Source organism: Microbacterium helvum, assembly GCF_014779795.1.
Lineage (GTDB): Bacteria > Actinomycetota > Actinomycetes > Actinomycetales > Microbacteriaceae > Microbacterium > Microbacterium helvum.
This window is the reverse complement of record NZ_JACXZS010000012.1, coordinates 59,735-76,413: the sequence shown is the minus strand read 5'-3', so window position 1 is coordinate 76,413 and position 16,679 is coordinate 59,735. Positions and strand designations below refer to the sequence as shown.

19 protein-coding genes are annotated in these 16,679 nt (G+C 71.2%); 12 read left to right on the top strand and 7 right to left on the bottom strand.

The features are described from left to right. Positions 1 to 60 precede the first annotated feature (60 nt). Complete coding sequence (locus IF188_RS16705) at positions 61 to 897, top strand: arginase family protein (protein ID WP_191172939.1); 837 nt, start codon at positions 61 to 63, stop codon at positions 895 to 897. A 31-nt stretch (positions 898 to 928) separates the two neighbouring features. Further along, positions 929 to 1,387 (top strand): Fe-S oxidoreductase, encoded by a 459-nt coding sequence (locus tag IF188_RS16700; protein ID WP_191172938.1) that lies wholly within the window; start codon positions 929 to 931, stop codon positions 1,385 to 1,387. Position 1,388: 1 nt separating this feature from the next. Here IF188_RS16700 and IF188_RS16695 read toward each other — a convergent pair whose 3' ends face one another. From IF188_RS16695 to IF188_RS16680, 4 genes are all read right to left on the bottom strand, one after another. Further along, on the bottom strand, positions 1,389 to 1,943 hold the full coding sequence (locus IF188_RS16695; protein WP_191172937.1) for a hypothetical protein: 555 nt from the start codon (positions 1,941 to 1,943) through the stop codon (positions 1,389 to 1,391). Positions 1,944 to 2,093: 150 nt separating this feature from the next. Then, a complete protein-coding gene (locus IF188_RS16690; protein WP_191172936.1) occupies positions 2,094 to 2,570 on the bottom strand; it encodes an SIP domain-containing protein in 477 nt (158 codons plus the stop codon). A 78-nt stretch (positions 2,571 to 2,648) separates the two neighbouring features. Then, positions 2,649 to 3,386, bottom strand: a complete 738-nt coding sequence (locus IF188_RS16685; protein ID WP_191172935.1) for a tyrosine-protein phosphatase — start codon at positions 3,384 to 3,386, stop codon at positions 2,649 to 2,651. Further along, positions 3,383 to 3,892: a carboxymuconolactone decarboxylase family protein gene (locus IF188_RS16680; protein WP_191172934.1), complete on the bottom strand. Its 510-nt coding sequence runs from the start codon at positions 3,890 to 3,892 to the stop codon at positions 3,383 to 3,385. The genes IF188_RS16685 and IF188_RS16680 overlap by 4 nt, the downstream gene beginning before the upstream one ends. Before the next feature lie 67 nt (positions 3,893 to 3,959). Between IF188_RS16680 and IF188_RS16675 the strand changes: the two genes are divergently transcribed. The 8 genes from IF188_RS16675 (at position 3,960) to IF188_RS16640 (ending at position 11,644) form a co-directional block, all read left to right on the top strand. Then, a complete protein-coding gene (locus tag IF188_RS16675; protein ID WP_318152914.1) occupies positions 3,960 to 4,919 on the top strand; it encodes an alpha/beta fold hydrolase in 960 nt (319 codons plus the stop codon). 152 nt (positions 4,920 to 5,071) lie between these two features. After that, positions 5,072 to 6,622, top strand: a complete 1,551-nt coding sequence (locus tag IF188_RS16670; RefSeq protein ID WP_191172932.1) for an ABC transporter substrate-binding protein — start codon at positions 5,072 to 5,074, stop codon at positions 6,620 to 6,622. Further along, on the top strand, positions 6,619 to 7,569 hold the full coding sequence (locus IF188_RS16665; protein ID WP_191172931.1) for an ABC transporter permease: 951 nt from the start codon (positions 6,619 to 6,621) through the stop codon (positions 7,567 to 7,569). The genes IF188_RS16670 and IF188_RS16665 overlap by 4 nt, the downstream gene beginning before the upstream one ends. Before the next feature lie 32 nt (positions 7,570 to 7,601). Continuing rightward, a complete protein-coding gene (locus IF188_RS16660; RefSeq protein ID WP_191173010.1) occupies positions 7,602 to 8,528 on the top strand; it encodes an ABC transporter permease in 927 nt (308 codons plus the stop codon). Next, the gene (locus tag IF188_RS16655) at positions 8,525 to 9,313 is read left to right on the top strand and encodes an ATP-binding cassette domain-containing protein (RefSeq protein WP_191172930.1); all 789 of its coding nucleotides are present in this window, start codon (positions 8,525 to 8,527) and stop codon (positions 9,311 to 9,313) included. The genes IF188_RS16660 and IF188_RS16655 overlap by 4 nt, the downstream gene beginning before the upstream one ends. Then, positions 9,310 to 10,113 (top strand): ATP-binding cassette domain-containing protein, encoded by an 804-nt coding sequence (locus IF188_RS16650; protein WP_191172929.1) that lies wholly within the window; start codon positions 9,310 to 9,312, stop codon positions 10,111 to 10,113. The genes IF188_RS16655 and IF188_RS16650 overlap by 4 nt, the downstream gene beginning before the upstream one ends. Before the next feature lie 54 nt (positions 10,114 to 10,167). Beyond that, a complete protein-coding gene (locus IF188_RS16645; RefSeq protein ID WP_191173009.1) occupies positions 10,168 to 11,238 on the top strand; it encodes a M4 family metallopeptidase in 1,071 nt (356 codons plus the stop codon). Further along, positions 11,216 to 11,644 (top strand): hypothetical protein, encoded by a 429-nt coding sequence (locus IF188_RS16640; RefSeq protein WP_191172928.1) that lies wholly within the window; start codon positions 11,216 to 11,218, stop codon positions 11,642 to 11,644. The genes IF188_RS16645 and IF188_RS16640 overlap by 23 nt, the downstream gene beginning before the upstream one ends. Positions 11,645 to 11,658: 14 nt before the next feature. Here the strand turns inward: IF188_RS16640 and IF188_RS16635 are convergent, their stop codons facing one another. Genes IF188_RS16635 through IF188_RS16625 form a run of 3 tightly spaced genes read right to left on the bottom strand, consistent with a single transcriptional unit; the run spans position 11,659 to position 13,804 of the window. Next, positions 11,659 to 12,282, bottom strand: coding sequence for a GNAT family N-acetyltransferase (locus IF188_RS16635; protein ID WP_191172927.1), 624 nt, complete (start codon positions 12,280 to 12,282; stop codon positions 11,659 to 11,661). Between the two features lie 16 nt (positions 12,283 to 12,298). After that, positions 12,299 to 13,015, bottom strand: coding sequence for a uracil-DNA glycosylase (locus IF188_RS16630; RefSeq protein WP_191172926.1), 717 nt, complete (start codon positions 13,013 to 13,015; stop codon positions 12,299 to 12,301). Between the two features lie 3 nt (positions 13,016 to 13,018). Beyond that, positions 13,019 to 13,804 (bottom strand): SDR family oxidoreductase, encoded by a 786-nt coding sequence (locus IF188_RS16625; RefSeq protein WP_191172925.1) that lies wholly within the window; start codon positions 13,802 to 13,804, stop codon positions 13,019 to 13,021. Between the two features lie 163 nt (positions 13,805 to 13,967). Here IF188_RS16625 and IF188_RS16620 point away from each other — a divergent pair, with 163 nt between their 5' ends. Next, a complete protein-coding gene (locus tag IF188_RS16620) occupies positions 13,968 to 15,290 on the top strand; it encodes a bifunctional o-acetylhomoserine/o-acetylserine sulfhydrylase (RefSeq protein ID WP_191172924.1) in 1,323 nt (440 codons plus the stop codon). Between the two features lie 123 nt (positions 15,291 to 15,413). After that, on the top strand, positions 15,414 to 16,619 hold the full coding sequence (gene metX, locus IF188_RS16615) for a homoserine O-acetyltransferase MetX (RefSeq protein ID WP_191172923.1): 1,206 nt from the start codon (positions 15,414 to 15,416) through the stop codon (positions 16,617 to 16,619). Positions 16,620 to 16,679: the final 60 nt, after the last annotated feature.

The following is a 16,679-nucleotide window of genomic DNA, read 5'->3' as shown; positions in this document are numbered from 1 at the left end:
TCGCCGTCGGCGTGGCGGGATTCGGATGCCGGCGGCCGTGGTCTGCGGGAAGATGAGGGGATGACGCGATACCTCGTGGTCCCGCAGTGGCAGGGCAGTCCCTCGTCGCGGGCGATGCAGTTGATCGACGGCGCACAGGCCATCGCCGGCGACCTGCCGCGAGCGGCCACCACGGTGCTCGAGGTGCCGATGGAGGCCGGAGAGTCGCTGGGAAGCGGCATCCATCGGCTCAGCGCCCTGCAGCGGGTGCACGGGCTCGTGGCCGAAGCGCTGGACGCGCACCACGCCGCCGCCCCCGACGAGGCCGTGCTGACGATCGGCGGCGACTGCGGCATCGCACTCGCGCCGATCGCCCACGCCGCACGACGCGCCCCGGGGCTCGCGGTCGTGTGGATCGACGCCCACCCCGACCTCAACTCGCCCGACTCTTCGCCCTCCGGCGCGTTCGCGGGCATGGTGCTGCGCGCCGTCATCGGCGACGGCGAGCCCGGCCTCTCGCTGCCGGAGGGCACCGTGGCCCCCGGGCGCGTGGTCGTCGGCGGCGCGCGCTCGTTCGACGACCCCGAGCTCGACGTCGTGACCGAGCGCGGCATCTCGGCGCTCACCGTCGAGGCGCTGCGCGACGCGGAGGCCCTCGCCGACGCGGTGCTCGCCACCGGCGCCGACGCCGTCTACGTCCACGTCGACATCGATGCGCTCGACCCGGCCGAGATCGCCGGCAACGCCCACCCCGAGCCGTTCGGAGTGACGGTCGCAGAGCTCACCGCCGCGGTGTCGGCGCTGCGGGCACGCGTGCCGCTGGTCGGAGCCTCGCTCGCCGGGTACTCCCCTGCGTCGGCGTCCGCCGCGAACGACGACCTCGGCGCGATCCTGCGCGTCATCTCGGTGTTGGCATGAACGGGGTCACGAGCGTGATCGGGGTGACCGCGTGAGCCCGATCCCGACGCCGCCCGTCGGCTGGCGCGCCGCAGCCGAACGCGCGGTGATCCGAGGGCGGCGGATCGACCGGCTCATCCCGTCGTTCCTGCTCGACTCGCCGATCAGCCGCGTCGGCTACTGGTACGGCTGCACCGTCGGCTGGGTCTGGGGATCGCTGTGGAGCGTCGGGCGCGTCGATCAGCGCGAGGGGCTCTGGGTGTTCCGCGGGATGCCCGCCTGGACGTTCCCCCGTGGCGGATCGTGCGTGGGCGGATGCTTCCTCACCGGCGACAACACGCTCACCCCGGCGCTGCTGCGGCACGAGGCCGTGCACAAGCGCCAGTGGCAGCGGTACGGCTTCTTGATGCCGCTGCTGTACCTGTTCGCCGGACGCGACCCGCTGCGCAACCGGTTCGAGATCGAGGCCGGGCTCGAAGACGGCAACTACGTGCCGCGCGGCGCGGTCTGAGTCACGCCGCCGGCGCCACCGCCGCTCGGCCCACGCGGTAGACCTGGCGCCCGAGCACGATCACGACCGCGAGCGGGAACACGATCCAGAACAGGTTCGGCAGCACCGCGACCATGAGGAAGCCGACGAGATCACCGCGCTCGAGCGACTGTCGCGTCATCTCCAATCCGCTGGAGGCCTCGACGAGGAAGTAGATGACCGTCTTCCAGAACGTCGCGACCGTCACGATCAGGCCGACGACGACGCCCGACCATTTCTTGGCGTGGAACAGCGCCCACACGATGAAGACGACCTCGATGAGGTTCGCCCAGCTCTGCGCGCTGCCGAACGCGTCGAACTGGCCGTAGCGGTGATCGAACGTGCCGTAGAACACGTGACCAGGCCAGAATCCCGCGAGCGGTCCCCCGGCGTGCGAGAGGGGCCCGAGCAGCACGTAGCAGGCGTCGTAGGTCTGGATCACGGCCGAGATCGTGAGCCACACGACGACCCACACCGGCATGCGCAGATCGCGCGGGTCGACGGTCGAGGCGGCGGGCACGGCGGCGGTCTGCGTCATGCGCACGACTGTACCGAGCGCACTGCCCCCATGGTTCATCCGTCACAGATGTACGCCGTTTCGCTGCTTCCGCGTGCATCTGTGACGGATGAACGAGGAAAAGGTGGGAGCGATGCGGGAGGGGTGAGGGACGGGCGTGCGGCCGGACGGTCAGCGGGCGGTCGTCAGGCCGTACTGCTCGGGGGCGTGGATCGACTCGGGCCGGATGCCGAGACCCACGAGGTGGTCGACGATGTCTGCGGTGCCGAGGTAGCCGCCCAGCAGGTGGATGCGGGTCTGGTCGTCCGCTGCGCACAGCATCTCGTCGGCCCAGGCGGTGACGGCGCGCGTGAGCGCCTCGCCCGACGCGCAGCTGCGGCCCGTGCCCGGAGCGCCGGAGCGCTGCGAGCGGTCCAGCCACGTCACGACCATGCGGCTCGGGGCGACGATGTCGGCCCGCCACGAGGCATCCGGGATCTCGATGAAGACGCGACCCGTCGAGCAGATCGGCAGCGTCGCCAGCACGGCCTCGAGCTCGGCCAGCGACGATTCGTCGGCCGTGATCAGGTGCTGCACGCGCGTGTGACGGGACGCACGGCACGCCGATGCGTTGTGCACGGCCGGCTGCGACGGGGAGATGTGGGGCATGACCCCTTCAGGATACCCCATAGCAAGGGTTGCCTTACCTCACCGCGAAACACGGTGACACCAAGGGATGCCGCGTCCTCAGGATCTCCGCAGCAGCACCCGCCGCAGCTCGTCGAGCTCGTCGCCGGTCATGCCGTGCGCGCGCAGGTACTCGGCGGCAGAGCCGTAGCGACGGGTCACGTCGTCGAGGAGCGCGCGCATCACGGGCGCGGGCGACCGCGTCGCGAGGTCTTCGAGGTGCCGCGCCTCGGGATGCATCGCCCGCAGCATCTCGACCACGCGCCGGTTGCGGTACTCGGGAAGCAGCCCCTCGGTGCGGGCGTAATCGGACACCACGGCATCGGTGTCGACACCGGCCGCCGCGAGGGTCAGCGCCACCGTCACGCCGGTGCGATCCTTGCCGACAGTGCAGTGCACCAGCACCGGCTGATCAGCGAGGATGCCGCGCACGACGTCGACGACTCCCCCGGACGAGTCGTCGACCAGGTGCCGGTACATCTCGTCGAGGCTCAGATCGTCACGGAAGAACGACTCGACCGAGCCGAGGAACAGCGGCACACGCTGCGTGACCGCCTCGACGCCGTCGAGGCGGCTCGGCTCGCGGAGCACCTCGTCGTCGGCGCGCAGATCGATGATGCGGCGCAGCCGCAACTCGGCGAGGGCTCTGGTGCCCCCGGGGTCGAGCCGTGCGAGATTGCCCGACCGGAACAGCACGCCGTGCCGCGTGACGGCTGCGCCCGCGGGCAGGCCGCCGACGTCGCGCAGGTTGACGGCCCCGGGGACGACCGGGTCGGGCCCGGGCGCCGGTGACGTCACCAGGCCTTGCCTCGCGCGGCGTCCTTGTCTTCGCCGGCGAGGTCGTCGCGGGGCGGGACGCCGTAGCGGCCCGCGATCGCGATGCGGTTGAACGCATTGATCGAGACGAGGATCCAGCTGAGCGCGACGTACTCCTTCTCGCTCAGCACGCTGCCGACGCGGTCGTACACCTCGTCGGGCACGCCTTCGTCGTGGATGAACACGTACGCCTCGGCCAGTTCGAGCGCGGCCCTCTCCCGGTCGGTGAACACGCCGGAATCGCGCCACACCGCGAGCTGGGCGATGACATCCGCCGAGACATCGGCGGCCACCGCCCGCTCCACGTGCACCCGCACGCAGTACGCGCACCCGTTGAGCTGCGACGCATGGATCTGCACGAGCTCTTTGAGGCGGTCGTCGATGCCGTTCTCTGCCGCGATGTCGCCCACGGTCTTCGAGAAGGCCGCGAGCGACTGGTAGGCGGGCCGGGCCGCTCGCGAGAGGTGCACGCGGTGTTCTGCCGTCATGACGCCAGACTACCGACGGCCACCGTCCGCGCGACCTGCAGCACGGGCGGTGCGGCATGATGAGCGGGTGAGCGACCCCATCGACGAGTTCTCTTTCCTTCCGGAGCAGGCCGAAGAGGCCGGGCTCGACATCGCCGCCGTCCCCCGCGGCGAGCGCCTCACGCTCACGCTCGACGACGGCCGCGCGCTGAGCGCACTGCGCTACGCCCCGGCGGATGCGCCGGACACGGCGCCGGTCGTGACCTTCCTCCACGGGGCCGGCCTCAACGCCCACACCTGGGACACGACGATCCTCGCGCTCGGTCTTCCGGCGCTCGCGATCGACCTGCCCGGCCACGGCGACTCCTCCTGGCGCGACGACGTCGCGTACGTGGCCCGGGTGATGGCGCCAGATGTCGCCGCGGGCATCGACGCATGGACCGAGAGCCCGCAGGTGCTGGTGGGGCAGTCGCTCGGCGGTCTCACCGCGGCGGCGGTGGCGGCATCCCGTCCGGATCTCGTCCGCGAGCTCGTCGTGATCGACATCACGCCCGGCCTGGACCCCGACGGCGGCGCCAGCCAGATCCGCCGGTTCTTCGCGGGTCCCGTCGACTGGGCGTCGCGCGACGAACTGGTCGACCGGGCGATCTCGTTCGGCCTCGGCGGCGGCACACGACGCAAGGCTGCGCGGGGCGTGTTCTTCAACTCGCGCATCCGCCCCGACGGGCGCGTCGAGTGGAAGCACCACTTCGCCCACCTCGCCAACGCGCTGTCGAGCGATCCCGTGGCGGCCGCCGCTGCGGGCAGGCAGCAGGACGCCGTCGCCGCGGTGCTCGGCGAGTCCGGCTGGCAGGATCTCGCGGGGATCACCGCCCCGACGACGCTGATCCGGGGCTCGCGCGGCTATCTGACCGACGAGGATGCCGCCGAGTTCGCCCGTCGGGTGCCCGCTGCCGCCCTCGTCGAGGTCGATTCGGGACACAACGTGCAGGAGGACGTCCCGCTCGACCTCGGCGCACGGCTGCGCACGATCGCGACCGCGGGATGACCGAACGGGAAGCCTTCACGGTTCTGTTGCGTTCCGGGTAGTGGGTTGTCGCGAGGCACCGCGATATCCCTAGGCTGTAACCCGCGACGGCCGAGCCCACTTCACGGCCGACGCCCTGCACCCCACTCGGGACCCCGCCCGAAAGGACCCCCATGCTCCGCCGTACCGCTCTCGCCGCAGCAGCCCTCATCGCCGCCGGCGCCCTCGCCCTCACCGCCTGCACCGCGGGCGGCGGCGGCGACTCGACCCCCACCGCGACCGGCAAGCCCGATCCCGATGCGTCGGTGGCGATCCGCCTCGTCCTCGAGCCCGGAAACCTCGACATCCGTCAGACGGCGGGCTCGGCACTGGATCAGATCCTGGTCGACAACATCTACCAGGGCATCGTGGCGCGCACGCCCGAGCAGGACATCGTCGCCTCGCTCGCGAGCGACTGGACCGTCTCGCCCGACGGCCTCACCTACACCTTCACGGTGCGCGAGGGCGTCACGTTCCACGACGGCCAGCCGCTGACGCCGCAGGACGTCGTGTGGTCGCTCACCGCGCACAAGAGCACGCCGGGCTGGGTCGACGCCGACGTGACCGATCCGACCACGGGCGAGATCATCGGCGGTGCCCTCTCGCACGTGTCGACCATCGCCGCCGACGGCCAGAACGTCACCCTGACGCTCTCGGAGCCGGATTCGAGCCTGCTGTGGAACCTCACCGGCCGTGCCGGGATCATCCTCAAAGAGAGCGACACCGTCGACTACAAGACGAAGGCGAACGGCACCGGTCCGTTCGTGCTGAAGAACTGGTCGCAGGGCGACAGCATCACCTTCGCCCGCAACGACGCGTACTGGGGCGACAAGGCGCAGGTCGGCGAGGTCGTGTTCGACTACATCCCCGACAACCAGGCCGCCCTCAACGCCGTGCTCGCGAACGAGGTCGACGTCGTGACCGGCTTCGACGCGAATCTCAAGGACCAGGTCGAGAAGAGCGGCGATTTCTCGCTCGTGCTCGGCAAGTCGACCGACAAGGGCACCCTCGCCTTCAACCAGACCACCGGCCCGCTGGCCGACAAGCGCGTGCGGCAGGCGATCCGCCAGGCGATCGACCACGACGCCTTCATCGAGGCGATGGCGTCGGGCGAGACACTCTACGGGCCCATCCCGTCGCTCGACCCCGGCTACCGCGACCTGTCGGAGGTCGCGCCCTACGACCCCGATGCCGCCAAGAAGCTCCTGAAGGAGGCCGGCGAAGAGGACCTCGAGCTGACGCTCACGATCCCCAACTTCTACTCGACGACGATCCCGCAGATCCTGGTGTCGGACCTCAACGAGGTGGGGATCACGCTCGAGGTCAACTCGGTCGACTTCTCGACATGGCTCACGGACGTGTACACGAACCACGACTACGAGCTCAGCTTCGTGCTGCACACCGAGGCCCGCGACTTCGAGAACTGGGCGGACCCGGACTACTACTTCACCTACGACAACCCCGAGGTGCAGTCACTGTACGAGAAGTCGCTGGCGGCGACGGACGAGGCCAAGGCGGCCGACCTGCTCTCGCAGGCGGCACGCATCGTGTCCGAGGACGCCGGCGCCGACTGGCTGTACAACGGCGCATCCGTCGTCGCGGTCGGCACTAACATCACCGGTATGCCCTCGATCAACGTGAACGAGCGCCTCGACCTCGCCGACATCGCCAAGAGCAACGGGTGATCCGGTACACGCTGACCCGCTTCGCCCTGCTTCTGCTCGGGCTGCTCGTGGCCAGCGTGCTCATCTTCCTCACCCTGCGGGTGCTGCCCGGCGACGTCGCGCAGCTGATCGGCGGCGTCAACAGCAGCCCTGACCAGATCGCCGCGATCCGCGAGAATCTCGGACTGGATCGTCCGCTGCCGGTGCAGTACCTGGAGTGGCTCGGCGGCGTGCTGCGCGGCGATCTCGGCACGTCGCTGCTGACGGGCACCCCCGTCATCGACGAACTGGCGCAGAAGGCGCAGGTGACGGTGCCCCTGGGCGTCATGTCGCTGATCGTCGCGATCGTCATCAGCGTGCCGCTCGGCGTGCTGTCGGCGATGCGTCGCGGGCACGCCGACGGGACGGCGCTGAGCGTCGGCTCGCAGACCCTCGCCGCGGTCCCGGTGGTGTGGGCGGGCATGATGCTCGTCGTGGTGTTCGCGGTGTGGCTCGGGTGGCTTCCCGCGCAGGGCTTCCCCCGCGCCGGGTGGAGCGACCCCGCGACGGCGTTCCAGTCGCTCATCCTGCCGGCCCTCACGATCGGCATCGTCGAGGGCGCCATGCTCCTGCGCTTCGTGCGCAGTGCGACGCTGCAGGCGGTCGGCCAGGATTTCGTGCGCACCGCCGCGGCGAAGGGCCTCACTCGTGACGCGGCACTCATCCGCCACGGCCTTCCGGTCGTCGGGCTGTCGGTCATCACCGTCCTGGGCCTGCAGGTCGCCGGGATCATCGTGGGCGCCGTCGTCATCGAGCAGCTGTTCTCGCTCCCCGGCATCGGGCGCATGCTCGTCGCCGACGTCGCCGCGCGCGACCTGCCGAAGGTGCAGGGCGAGCTGCTCGCACTCACGGGGTTCGTGCTGATCGTCGGCTTCGTGGTCGACCTCGTCCACCGCCTCATCGATCCCCGGCAGCGGGAGGCCGCATGAGCCCCTCGACGACCCCCGCGACCAAGACGGCGATGGATGCTGTGCGCGCGGCATCCACGTCGTCCCGACGTCGTTCACGCTGGGCCTGGCTGGCCCGGCTGTGGGCCCTGTCGACGGGGCGTTTCGGCCTCATCGTGGTGATCGTGGTGGCGCTGACCGCCCTCGTGGCGCGGTTCTGGACGCCGTTCGACCCGCAGCAGGTCGACATCGCGAACCGGTGGGCGCCCCCTGGCTGGCCGCACCTGCTGGGCACCGACGCGACGGGACGCGACATCCTCTCGCTGCTCATGGCGGGGGCGCGCACGACGGTGTTCGTCGCGGTCGGCGCCGGGGTCGTCGCGACGGTGATCGGGATCGCGCTGGCGGCGCTGGGCGCGCTGACCGTGCGGTGGGTGCGCGAGTCGGTGGCGGTGCTCGTCGACATCCTGATCGCGTTCCCGGTGCTGCTCATCGCCATGATGATCTCGGCCGTCTGGGGCGGCTCGCTGTGGGTGGTCATCTGGGCGGTCGGCATCGGGTTCGGCGTCAACATCGCGCGCGTGACCCGACCCGAGCTGCGACGGGTCCTGCACAGCGACTTCGTGCTCGCGGGGCGCGCGTCCGGACTCACCCCCGCGCAGAACCTGTGGCGGCACCTGCTGCCCAACGTGGCGCCGGTGTTCATCGTGCAGCTGTCGTGGGGCATGGCGGTCGCCGTGCTCGCTGAGGCGGGGCTGTCGTATCTCGGGTTCGGCGCCCCCGTGACCGAGCCGTCATGGGGTCTGCTGCTGGCGCAGCTGCAGCAGTTCATCCAGCTGCATCCGCTGTCGGTGGTGTGGCCTGGCCTGGCCATCACGTTCACCGTGCTCGGCCTGAACCTGCTCGGCGACGCGCTGCGCGAGGCGACCGACCCGACGCTCTCGCGCAGCCCCTTCGCCACTCGTCGTGCGCGGCTGCACGTGCCGGAGGTCGTCGCATGAGCCTCGAAGTGCAGGAGCTGACGGTCGACATCGACGGCCGTCGCGTCGTCGACGGGGTGACGTTCGCGGTGCCCGACGGCGCACGGGTGGGACTCATCGGCGAGTCCGGCTCGGGCAAGTCGCTCACCGCGCTGGCGATCCTCGGGCTCCTGCCCGACGGCGCCGAGGCCCAGGGCAGCGTCCGCTGGAACGGGCGCGAGATCCTGGGGCTGCCCGATCGCGAGCTCGCCGAGCTGCGGGGCGACGAGATCGGCATCGTGTTCCAGGAGCCGCGCACCGCGCTCAACCCCATCCGTACCGTCGGCCGGCAGATCGCCGAGTCGGTGCGGATCCACGAGGGACTGTCGAAGCGGGATGCCGCGGCGCGCGCGGTCGCGGAGGCGGCACGGGTGGCGCTGCCCGACCCCGACCGCATCGTGGGCCGCTACCCGCACCAGCTCTCGGGCGGCCAGCGGCAGCGCGTCGCCATCGCGATGGCGCTCGCCTGCCGGCCGCGCCTGCTCATCGCCGACGAGCCCACCACGGCCCTCGATGTGACGATCCAGGCCGAGATCCTCGACCTGCTGCGCGGACTCGTGCGCGACGACGGCATGTCGCTCGTGTTCATCACGCACGACCTGGCCGTGCTGTCGCAGATCGCGACGCACGGCGTCGTGCTCGAGCACGGGCGCGTGGTCGAGGCGGCGCCGGTCTCACAGCTGCTCACGGCGCCGGCATCCCCCGTCACGCAGGGACTGCTGCGCGACGCGACCGCCACACTCTGGCGACCCGGAGGCCGGCCATGACGCTGATCCAGGCGCGCGGACTGACTCGCCGCTACCCCGTGCCCAGAACCCATCTCTTCGAGAAGAAGAGCTTCACGACGGGGCTGGAGGACGCCGACCTCGACGTGCGCGAGGGCACGTCGGTCGGGATCATCGGCGAGTCCGGCTCGGGCAAGTCCACGCTCGTGCGGCTGCTGCTGGGGCTGGACGCCCCGACGTCGGGGACCGTCGAGTTCGACGGCCGGCCGGTCGACGCGCGCGCCTCGGCGCGTGCGCTGCACTGGCTGCGCCGCGAGACGGGCATCGTGTTCCAGGACCCCTACGCCTCGCTCGACCCGCGCATGAGCGTCGGCCGCCTCGTGGGCGAGCCGCTGTGGGCGCTCGGGATCGACGGCGACCGCCGCGCGCGGGTGCGCGACGTGCTGGTGGACGTCGGTCTCGACGCCGACATGGCGGACCGCTTCCCGCACGAGTTCTCGGGCGGGCAGCGCCAGCGCATCGCCCTCGCCCGCGCCATCGTCCACCGGCCGCGTGTGCTCGTGGGCGACGAGCCGCTGTCGGCCCTCGACGTCACGGTGCGCGCGCAGATCCTCGAGCTGCTCGGCGAACTGCGCGTCCGCGACGGCCTCACATTCGTCATGGTGTCGCATGACATCGGCGTCGTGCAGAGCCTGTGCGACGAGGTCGTCGTCATGAAGGACGGCCGCATCGTCGAAGAGGGTCCGACCGAGAAGGTCCTGCTGCAGCCCCAGGTCTCGTACACGCGCCGGCTGCTCGCATCCATCCCGGTCATCGACGCGACCGGCGCGACGGGCGACTGAGCATCGGCGCGGGTCGGCGCCGACGTCGGCGGCCGGGGCTAGGTTCAGAGCATGATGAGCCCCGGAATCGTGCCGCCGTACCTGCTCGCCCGCATCGCGGCCGTTCAAGAGGGCAGTTGGGCGCGCGCGGCAGACGCGGCGCAGCGCACCCTCGCGGCGCCGCGGGAGTACACCCCTGTGCGCTCGCGGCTGCGACTGTCGATCGAAGAGCCGGGGGTGCTGGTCGCCGAGACGACGCCTGCGCCCGACCGCGAGATCTCGGACGCGCAGCATCGCGAGGTCGTGCCCGGCGTGCGGGTGCGGGGCGAAGGCGACCCTGCCGGCGGCGACTCCGCCGTCGACGAGGCATACGACGGGCTCGGCGCGACCTTCGACTTCTGGTGGGACGCCTACCAGCGCGACAGCATCGACGGCACGGGCGGGTCGCTCCTGGCCACCGTGCACTACGGCCGTGACTATGACAACGCCTTCTGGAACGGCGAGCGCATGGTGTTCGGCGACGGCGACGACGACGTCTTCTCGGGGTTCACCGGGTCGCTGAGCGTCATCGCGCACGAGCTCGCGCACGGTGTCGTCGAGGATTCGGGCGGGCTCGTGTACCGCGACCAGTCCGGTGCGCTCAACGAGTCGATCGCCGACGTCTTCGGCGCCCTCGCCGAGCAGCATCAGGCCGGTCACACCGCCGCGCAGGCGTCGTGGCTCATCGGCGAGGGGATCTTCACCGACGCCGTCCAAGGTTCCGCGCTGCGCTCGATGGCGGCGCCCGGCACCGCGTACGACGACGACGTGCTCGGCAAGGACCCGCAGCCGGCGCACATGAGCGGCTTCGTGAAGACCCGGGACGACAACGGCGGCGTGCACATCAACTCCGGCATCCCCAACCACGCGTTCTACCTCGTCGCCATGACTCTGGGCGGGCATGCCTGGGAACGCGCCGGACTGATCTGGTACCGGACGCTCACCGCAGGCACGCTGTCGCATACCGCCGACTTCGCCGCGTTCGCCCGCGCCACCCTGACCGCCGCAGCCGCGGAGTACGGTGAGAAGTCGGAGGAGGTCGACGCCGTCCGCGCCGGGTGGGCGGGCGTCGGCGTGATCCCGGATGACGCACAGTCCCCTGCCTGAACCCGCCGCGCAGCCCGCGGTCGAGGTCGATGTCGCCCGCTCGGGCGGCATCGCCGGCATCACTCGTCGCTGGTCGGCTCAGCCGGACGAGACCGAGGCGTCGGAGTGGATCTCGCTCATCGACCGCTGCCCGTGGGCCGACGCCGGCGCCGGCGCATCGGTCGCCGACGAGGACAGGGATGCCGCACCGCCTGCTCCGCCGGCGCACCCGGACGACCGCACGCCGGTCGCGGACGGGTTCACGTGGTGGATCCGGGCGACCTGGACCGGCGCCGACGCCCGTGAAGCGGAGCTCGTGGACGACGAGCTGGTCGGCGCGTGGCGCGAGCTCGTCGATGCCGTGCGCGACTGGAACCGCCGCGGCGACGGCAGCGCGTCCCGCGGCAGCGGGCTCGGCGGGCGCTGACCGGCCCCGCCGAATCAGCGGCCGAACAGTCCCTTCTTCGCGCCACCCTTCTTCACCGGCGTGAGTGCTTTCTGCAGGTAGATCACACCCAGCCAGCGTCCGAACTTGAAGCCGACACGGCCCATGCGCCCGACCTCGACGAAGCCGAGCCGCTCGTGCAGGGCGACCGATCCCTCCGCGCCCTTGTCGCTGATCACCGCGACCATCTGGCGGATGCCGGCCGCCTCGCTCGCGGCGATGAGCGCCTCGAGCAGCGCCCGGCCGAGCCCCTTGCCGGTGGCCGCCTGGCCGAGGTAGATCGAGTTCTCGACGGAGTAGCGGTACGCGGACTTGCTCGACATCGGCTGCACGAGCGCGTAGCCGAGCACCTGCCCGCCGGGCGACTCGGCGACGAGGAACGGCAGGCCGAGCTTCGCGAGGTGATCGCGCTTGGCGCGCCACTGCTTGACCGACCAGATGTCCTCGTCGAAGGTCACGACGGAGTTGGTGACGTAGTGGTTGTAGATCTCGCGGATGTCGGGCAGATCCCGGTCCTCGACGGGCCGGATCGTGTACGCGAACGGACGCTCAGGCTCCGGCCGGCGGCGCAGATGCTGCGGCAGAACCCGCTTGTCCTTGTCGTATTCCTCTTCGAGCATGCGGTCCTCCGACCGATCAGGCCGGCAGCTCCGTTGTCGTCATCGCCGGCAGCGCCCAGGCCACCGGCGCGGCGCCCTGCCGCGCGAGCAGCTCGTTCGTGCGCGAGAACGGCTTCGAGCCGAAGAACCCCCGGCTGGCCGACAGCGGCGACGGATGCGCCGACTCGATGATCGGCGTCCGGCCGAGCAGCGGACGCAGGTTCGCGGCATCCCTCCCCCACAGGATCGCGACCAGCGGACGGTCGCGCGCGACGAGGGTGCGGATCGCGTGCTCGGTGACCTTCTCCCACCCCCAGCCGCGATGGGATGCCGGGGCCCCGGGCGCGACCGTCAGCACGCGGTTCAGCAGCATGACGCCCTGATCGCTCCACGCCGTCAGGTCGCCGTGCGGTGCGCGGGGGATGCCGAGGTCGGCCTCGAGCTCCTGGTAGATGTTCGACAGGCTGCGCGGCAGCGGACGCACGTGCGCGTCCACCGCGAACGACAGTCCGATCGGGTGCCCGGGCGTCGGATAGGGGTCCTGCCCGACGATCAGCACTTTGACGTCGCTCAGCGGCCGTTGGAAGGCGCGCAGGACGCGGTCCCCTGCCGGAAGGTAGTGCCGGCCCGCGGCGACCTCGCCGCGCAGCCGTTCGCCGAGTGCCGCGATGTCGGGCCCGACGGGCTCGAGCGCGGTCGACCACCCCGGATCCATGAGGCCGGCCTCGGCCAGCTCGGCCAGCGTCATCGCCATCGATCAGTCCTCGTCGAGTCGGGGGCGCAGCTCGCCGCGCGCGAGCAGGAAGTGCGCGGACTGCGCGACGGGTCGCATCGTGATGAGGTCGAGGTTCACGTGCCCCGGGGCGTTGAGGGCGTACGCGATGACGTCGGCCACATCCTCGCCGGTCAGCGGGTTCTCGACGCCCTCGTACACGCGGCTCGCGGCCGCGCTGTCGCCGCCGAGGCGGTTGAGCGCGAACTCGGGCGTGTACACCATGCCCGGGGCGACCTCGATCACGCGGATCGGCTCGCCGTTGAGCTCCAGCCGCAGCGCGTGGGCGAGCATCGACTCCCCCGCCTTCGCGGCGTTGTAGCCAGCGCCGCCCGCGTACGCGGCCTGTGCGGCCGTGGAGGTGACGAACAGCGTGTCGGCGTGACCGTCGGCAGCGGCCGCCCGCCGCAGCTGCGGCAGAAGTGCAGCGACGAGGCGCTGCGCCGAGAGCACGTTGGCCTCGAACATCCAGCGCCAGTCCTCGACGCGGCCGTCCTCGACCCTGTCGGTGCCGCGCGCGCCGCCGGCGACGTGGACGAGGGCGTGGACGGCGCCCGATCCCGCCAGGAACTCGGCGAGCGCCGCGATGTCGGCGTCCGCGGTGAGGTCGGCCGCGAACGCGACGGCGCCGGTCTCGGCCTCGAGCGCGGCGAGCCGGTCGGCGCGCCGCGCCACTGCCACCACGTCCCAGCCGCTCGCGCGCAACGCGCGCGCTGCCGCCTCGCCGATCCCCGAGCTCGCCCCGGTCACCACTGCACGTCTGGTCGTCATGCCCTCCACGCTAGCCGCGCGAGGGCCGGCGAGTGTGACGTCACATTTCCCCCGCGTTGTTGACAAGCGGGGGCGATCCGTACTCTCGAACGCGTCGGGAGGATGTGCACCCGGCATCCACCACCGGGAATCCGACCCGGCACACGACCCGCAGGAGACAGCCATGGCCGCTTCCGAGAACTGGCGTTTCGAGACCAAGCAGATCCATTCGGGCGCGCAGCCCGACCCGGTCACCAAGGCTCGGGCCACGCCGATCTACCAGACCACGTCGTACGTGTTCGACAACGCCGACCATGCCGCGAACCTGTTCGCGCTGGCCGAGTTCGGCAACATCTACACGCGCATCCAGAACCCGACCCAGGCGGTCGTCGAGGAGCGCCTCGCCGCGCTCGAGGGCGGCACCGGGGCGCTGCTGCTGGCCAGCGGCCAGGCTGCGTCGACGTTCGCGATCCTCAACATCGCCGAGGCGGGCGACCACTTCGTCGCGTCGAGCTCGATCTACGGCGGCACGTACAACCTGTTCAAGTACACGCTCGCCAAGCTCGGCATCGAGGTCACCTTCGTCGAGAACCAGGACGACGCCGAGGAGTGGCGCCGCGCGGTGCGCCCGAACACGAAGCTCTTCTTCGCCGAGACGATCGGCAACCCGAAGATCAACGTGCTCGACATCCGCACCGTCGCCGACATCGCCCACGAGAGCGGCGTGCCGCTCATCGTCGACAACACGATCGCGACCCCGTATCTCATCCGTCCGTTCGAGCACGGCGCCGACATCGTGATCCACTCGGCCACGAAGTTCCTCGGCGGTCACGGCACCACGATCGGCGGCGTGATCGTCGACGGCGGCAGCTTCGAGTGGTCGAAGAACGTCGACAAGTTCCCCGGCCTGACCGTTCCGGACCCCTCGTACCACGGCGCGTCCTACACGGCGGCCGTCGGCGACGGTCTCGCGTACATCATCAAGGCCCGCGTGCAGCTGCTGCGCGACCTCGGCGCCGCGATCGCCCCGAACAGCGCCTGGCTGCTCATCCAGGGCATCGAGACCCTGTCGCTGCGCGTCGAGCGTCACGTGCAGAACGCGCAGGAGATCGCCGAGTGGCTGGAGAACCACGCCGACGTCGCGTCGGTGAACTACTCGGGCCTGCCCACGTCGCCCTGGTACGCCGCAGCCAACCAGTACGCGCCGAAGGGCGTCGGCGCCGTGCTGTCGTTCGAGCTCAAGGGCGGTGTCGAGGCGGGCCGCGAGTTCGTGAACTCGCTGGAGCTCTTCAGCCACCTCGCCAACATCGGCGATGTGCGCTCGCTCGTCATCCACCCGGCATCGACGACCCACTCGCAGCTCACCCCCGAGCAGCAGCTCACGACGGGCGTCACGCCCGGCCTCGTGCGCCTGTCGGTGGGTCTCGAGAACATCGACGACCTCAAGGCCGACCTCGAGCAGGCGCTCGCCGCGGCACGCCGCGTGTCGGAGGCCGCTCGCGCCTAAGACCCCTCCTCAGGGACCGGATGCCTCGGCCCGACGTGCGACGTCGGGCCGAGGCATCCCTCATTCCGGCCGAAGGTCCGTAACGCGCGAGGCGTCCCGCGCAACTCACGAGAGAATGGACGAATGGACTGGCAGACCTCCGAAGACACGGTGCCGAGCGCACCGGTGACGGAGGCCGACGCCCGGCAGCTGCTGGGGCGTCCGCCGGCGACGGGCGCGTGGCGCGACGGCGACCCGCTCGGCGACCGCAGGTTCGCGGCGTTCGGGTCGTTCCGCACCGAGCAGGGGCGCGAGCTGCCCGCGTACCGGCTGGCCTACGAGACGTGGGGCGAGCTCAACGCCGCGCGCGACAACGCCGTGCTGGTGCTGCACGCCCTCACCGGCGACAGCCACGTGCGCGGACCGGCCGGTGCCGGACACGCGACGTCCGGCTGGTGGGACGACATCGTCGGCCCCGGCGCCGCCATCGACACCGACCGATGGTTCGTCATCGCGCCGAACATGCTGGGCGGGTGCCAGGGCTCGACCGGGCCCGCGTCCATCGGTCCCGACGGATACGAATGGGCCTCGCGGTTCCCGTATCTGACGATCCGCGACCAGGTCGCCGCGCAGGTGCGGCTGGCCGACGCGCTCGGCATCGACGTGTGGGCCGCCGTCATCGGCGGTTCGATGGGCGGCATGCACGCGCTGGAGTGGGCGGTGGGTCTGCCCGACCGGGTCGCACGCGTCGGCATCCTGTCGTCGCCGCCGGTCAACACCGCCGATCAGATCGCCCTGAACTCGGTGCAGCTCGAAGCCATCCGCATCGACCCGCGCTTCCAGGGCGGCGAGTACTACGACGCGGGCGACGGCGACGGGCCGACGCGCGGCCTCGCGCTGGCCCGCCGCATGGCACTGCTGAACTACCGGTCCCCCACCGAGCTGAACCAGCGGTTCCAGCGCTCGTGGCAGTCCGGCGTCAGTCCGCTCGGCCACGGCGGACGCTTCGCCGTCGAGTCGTACCTCGACTTCCACGGCAACAAGTTCACGCGCCGCTTCGACGCCAACTCGTACATCACGCTCGTCGAGGCGATGAACTCGCACGACGTCGGCCGCGATCGCGGCGGCGTCGAGGACGCGCTGTCGCTCGTCACGGCCACGGCGCTCGTGCTGGGCATCGACAGCGACCGTCTCTTCCCCATCGACGGACAGCACCGCATCGCCCGCGGCATCCCGAACACCCTCGACGGCGATCGCGCCGTGGTGCTCGCGAGCGACTTCGGGCACGACGGGTTCCTGATCGAGACGTCGGCCGTCGGAGCCCACCTGCGCCGGCTGCTCGAATCCTGACGCGTATCACTCCGGCGGCACCGCCCCTCCCTACCGGCAACCGATCGGAAGGGGTCTGCC

Coding starts and splice junctions, on each gene's coding strand:
- IF188_RS16705 (WP_191172939.1), top strand. CDS start 61: ATGACGCGATACCTCGTGGTCCCGCAGTGGCAGGGCAGTCCCTCGTCG.
- IF188_RS16695 (WP_191172937.1), bottom strand. CDS start 1,943: ATGACGCAGACCGCCGCCGTGCCCGCCGCCTCGACCGTCGACCCGCGC.
- IF188_RS16690 (WP_191172936.1), bottom strand. CDS start 2,570: ATGCCCCACATCTCCCCGTCGCAGCCGGCCGTGCACAACGCATCGGCG.
- IF188_RS16680 (WP_191172934.1), bottom strand. CDS start 3,892: ATGACGGCAGAACACCGCGTGCACCTCTCGCGAGCGGCCCGGCCCGCC.
- IF188_RS16670 (WP_191172932.1), top strand. CDS start 5,072: ATGCTCCGCCGTACCGCTCTCGCCGCAGCAGCCCTCATCGCCGCCGGC.
- IF188_RS16660 (WP_191173010.1), top strand. CDS start 7,602: ATGGATGCTGTGCGCGCGGCATCCACGTCGTCCCGACGTCGTTCACGC.
- IF188_RS16655 (WP_191172930.1), top strand. CDS start 8,525: ATGAGCCTCGAAGTGCAGGAGCTGACGGTCGACATCGACGGCCGTCGC.
- IF188_RS16650 (WP_191172929.1), top strand. CDS start 9,310: ATGACGCTGATCCAGGCGCGCGGACTGACTCGCCGCTACCCCGTGCCC.
- IF188_RS16645 (WP_191173009.1), top strand. CDS start 10,168: ATGAGCCCCGGAATCGTGCCGCCGTACCTGCTCGCCCGCATCGCGGCC.
- IF188_RS16640 (WP_191172928.1), top strand. CDS start 11,216: ATGACGCACAGTCCCCTGCCTGAACCCGCCGCGCAGCCCGCGGTCGAG.
- IF188_RS16635 (WP_191172927.1), bottom strand. CDS start 12,282: ATGCTCGAAGAGGAATACGACAAGGACAAGCGGGTTCTGCCGCAGCAT.
- IF188_RS16630 (WP_191172926.1), bottom strand. CDS start 13,015: ATGGCGATGACGCTGGCCGAGCTGGCCGAGGCCGGCCTCATGGATCCG.
- IF188_RS16625 (WP_191172925.1), bottom strand. CDS start 13,804: ATGACGACCAGACGTGCAGTGGTGACCGGGGCGAGCTCGGGGATCGGC.
- IF188_RS16620 (WP_191172924.1), top strand. CDS start 13,968: ATGGCCGCTTCCGAGAACTGGCGTTTCGAGACCAAGCAGATCCATTCG.
- metX (WP_191172923.1), top strand. CDS start 15,414: ATGGACTGGCAGACCTCCGAAGACACGGTGCCGAGCGCACCGGTGACG.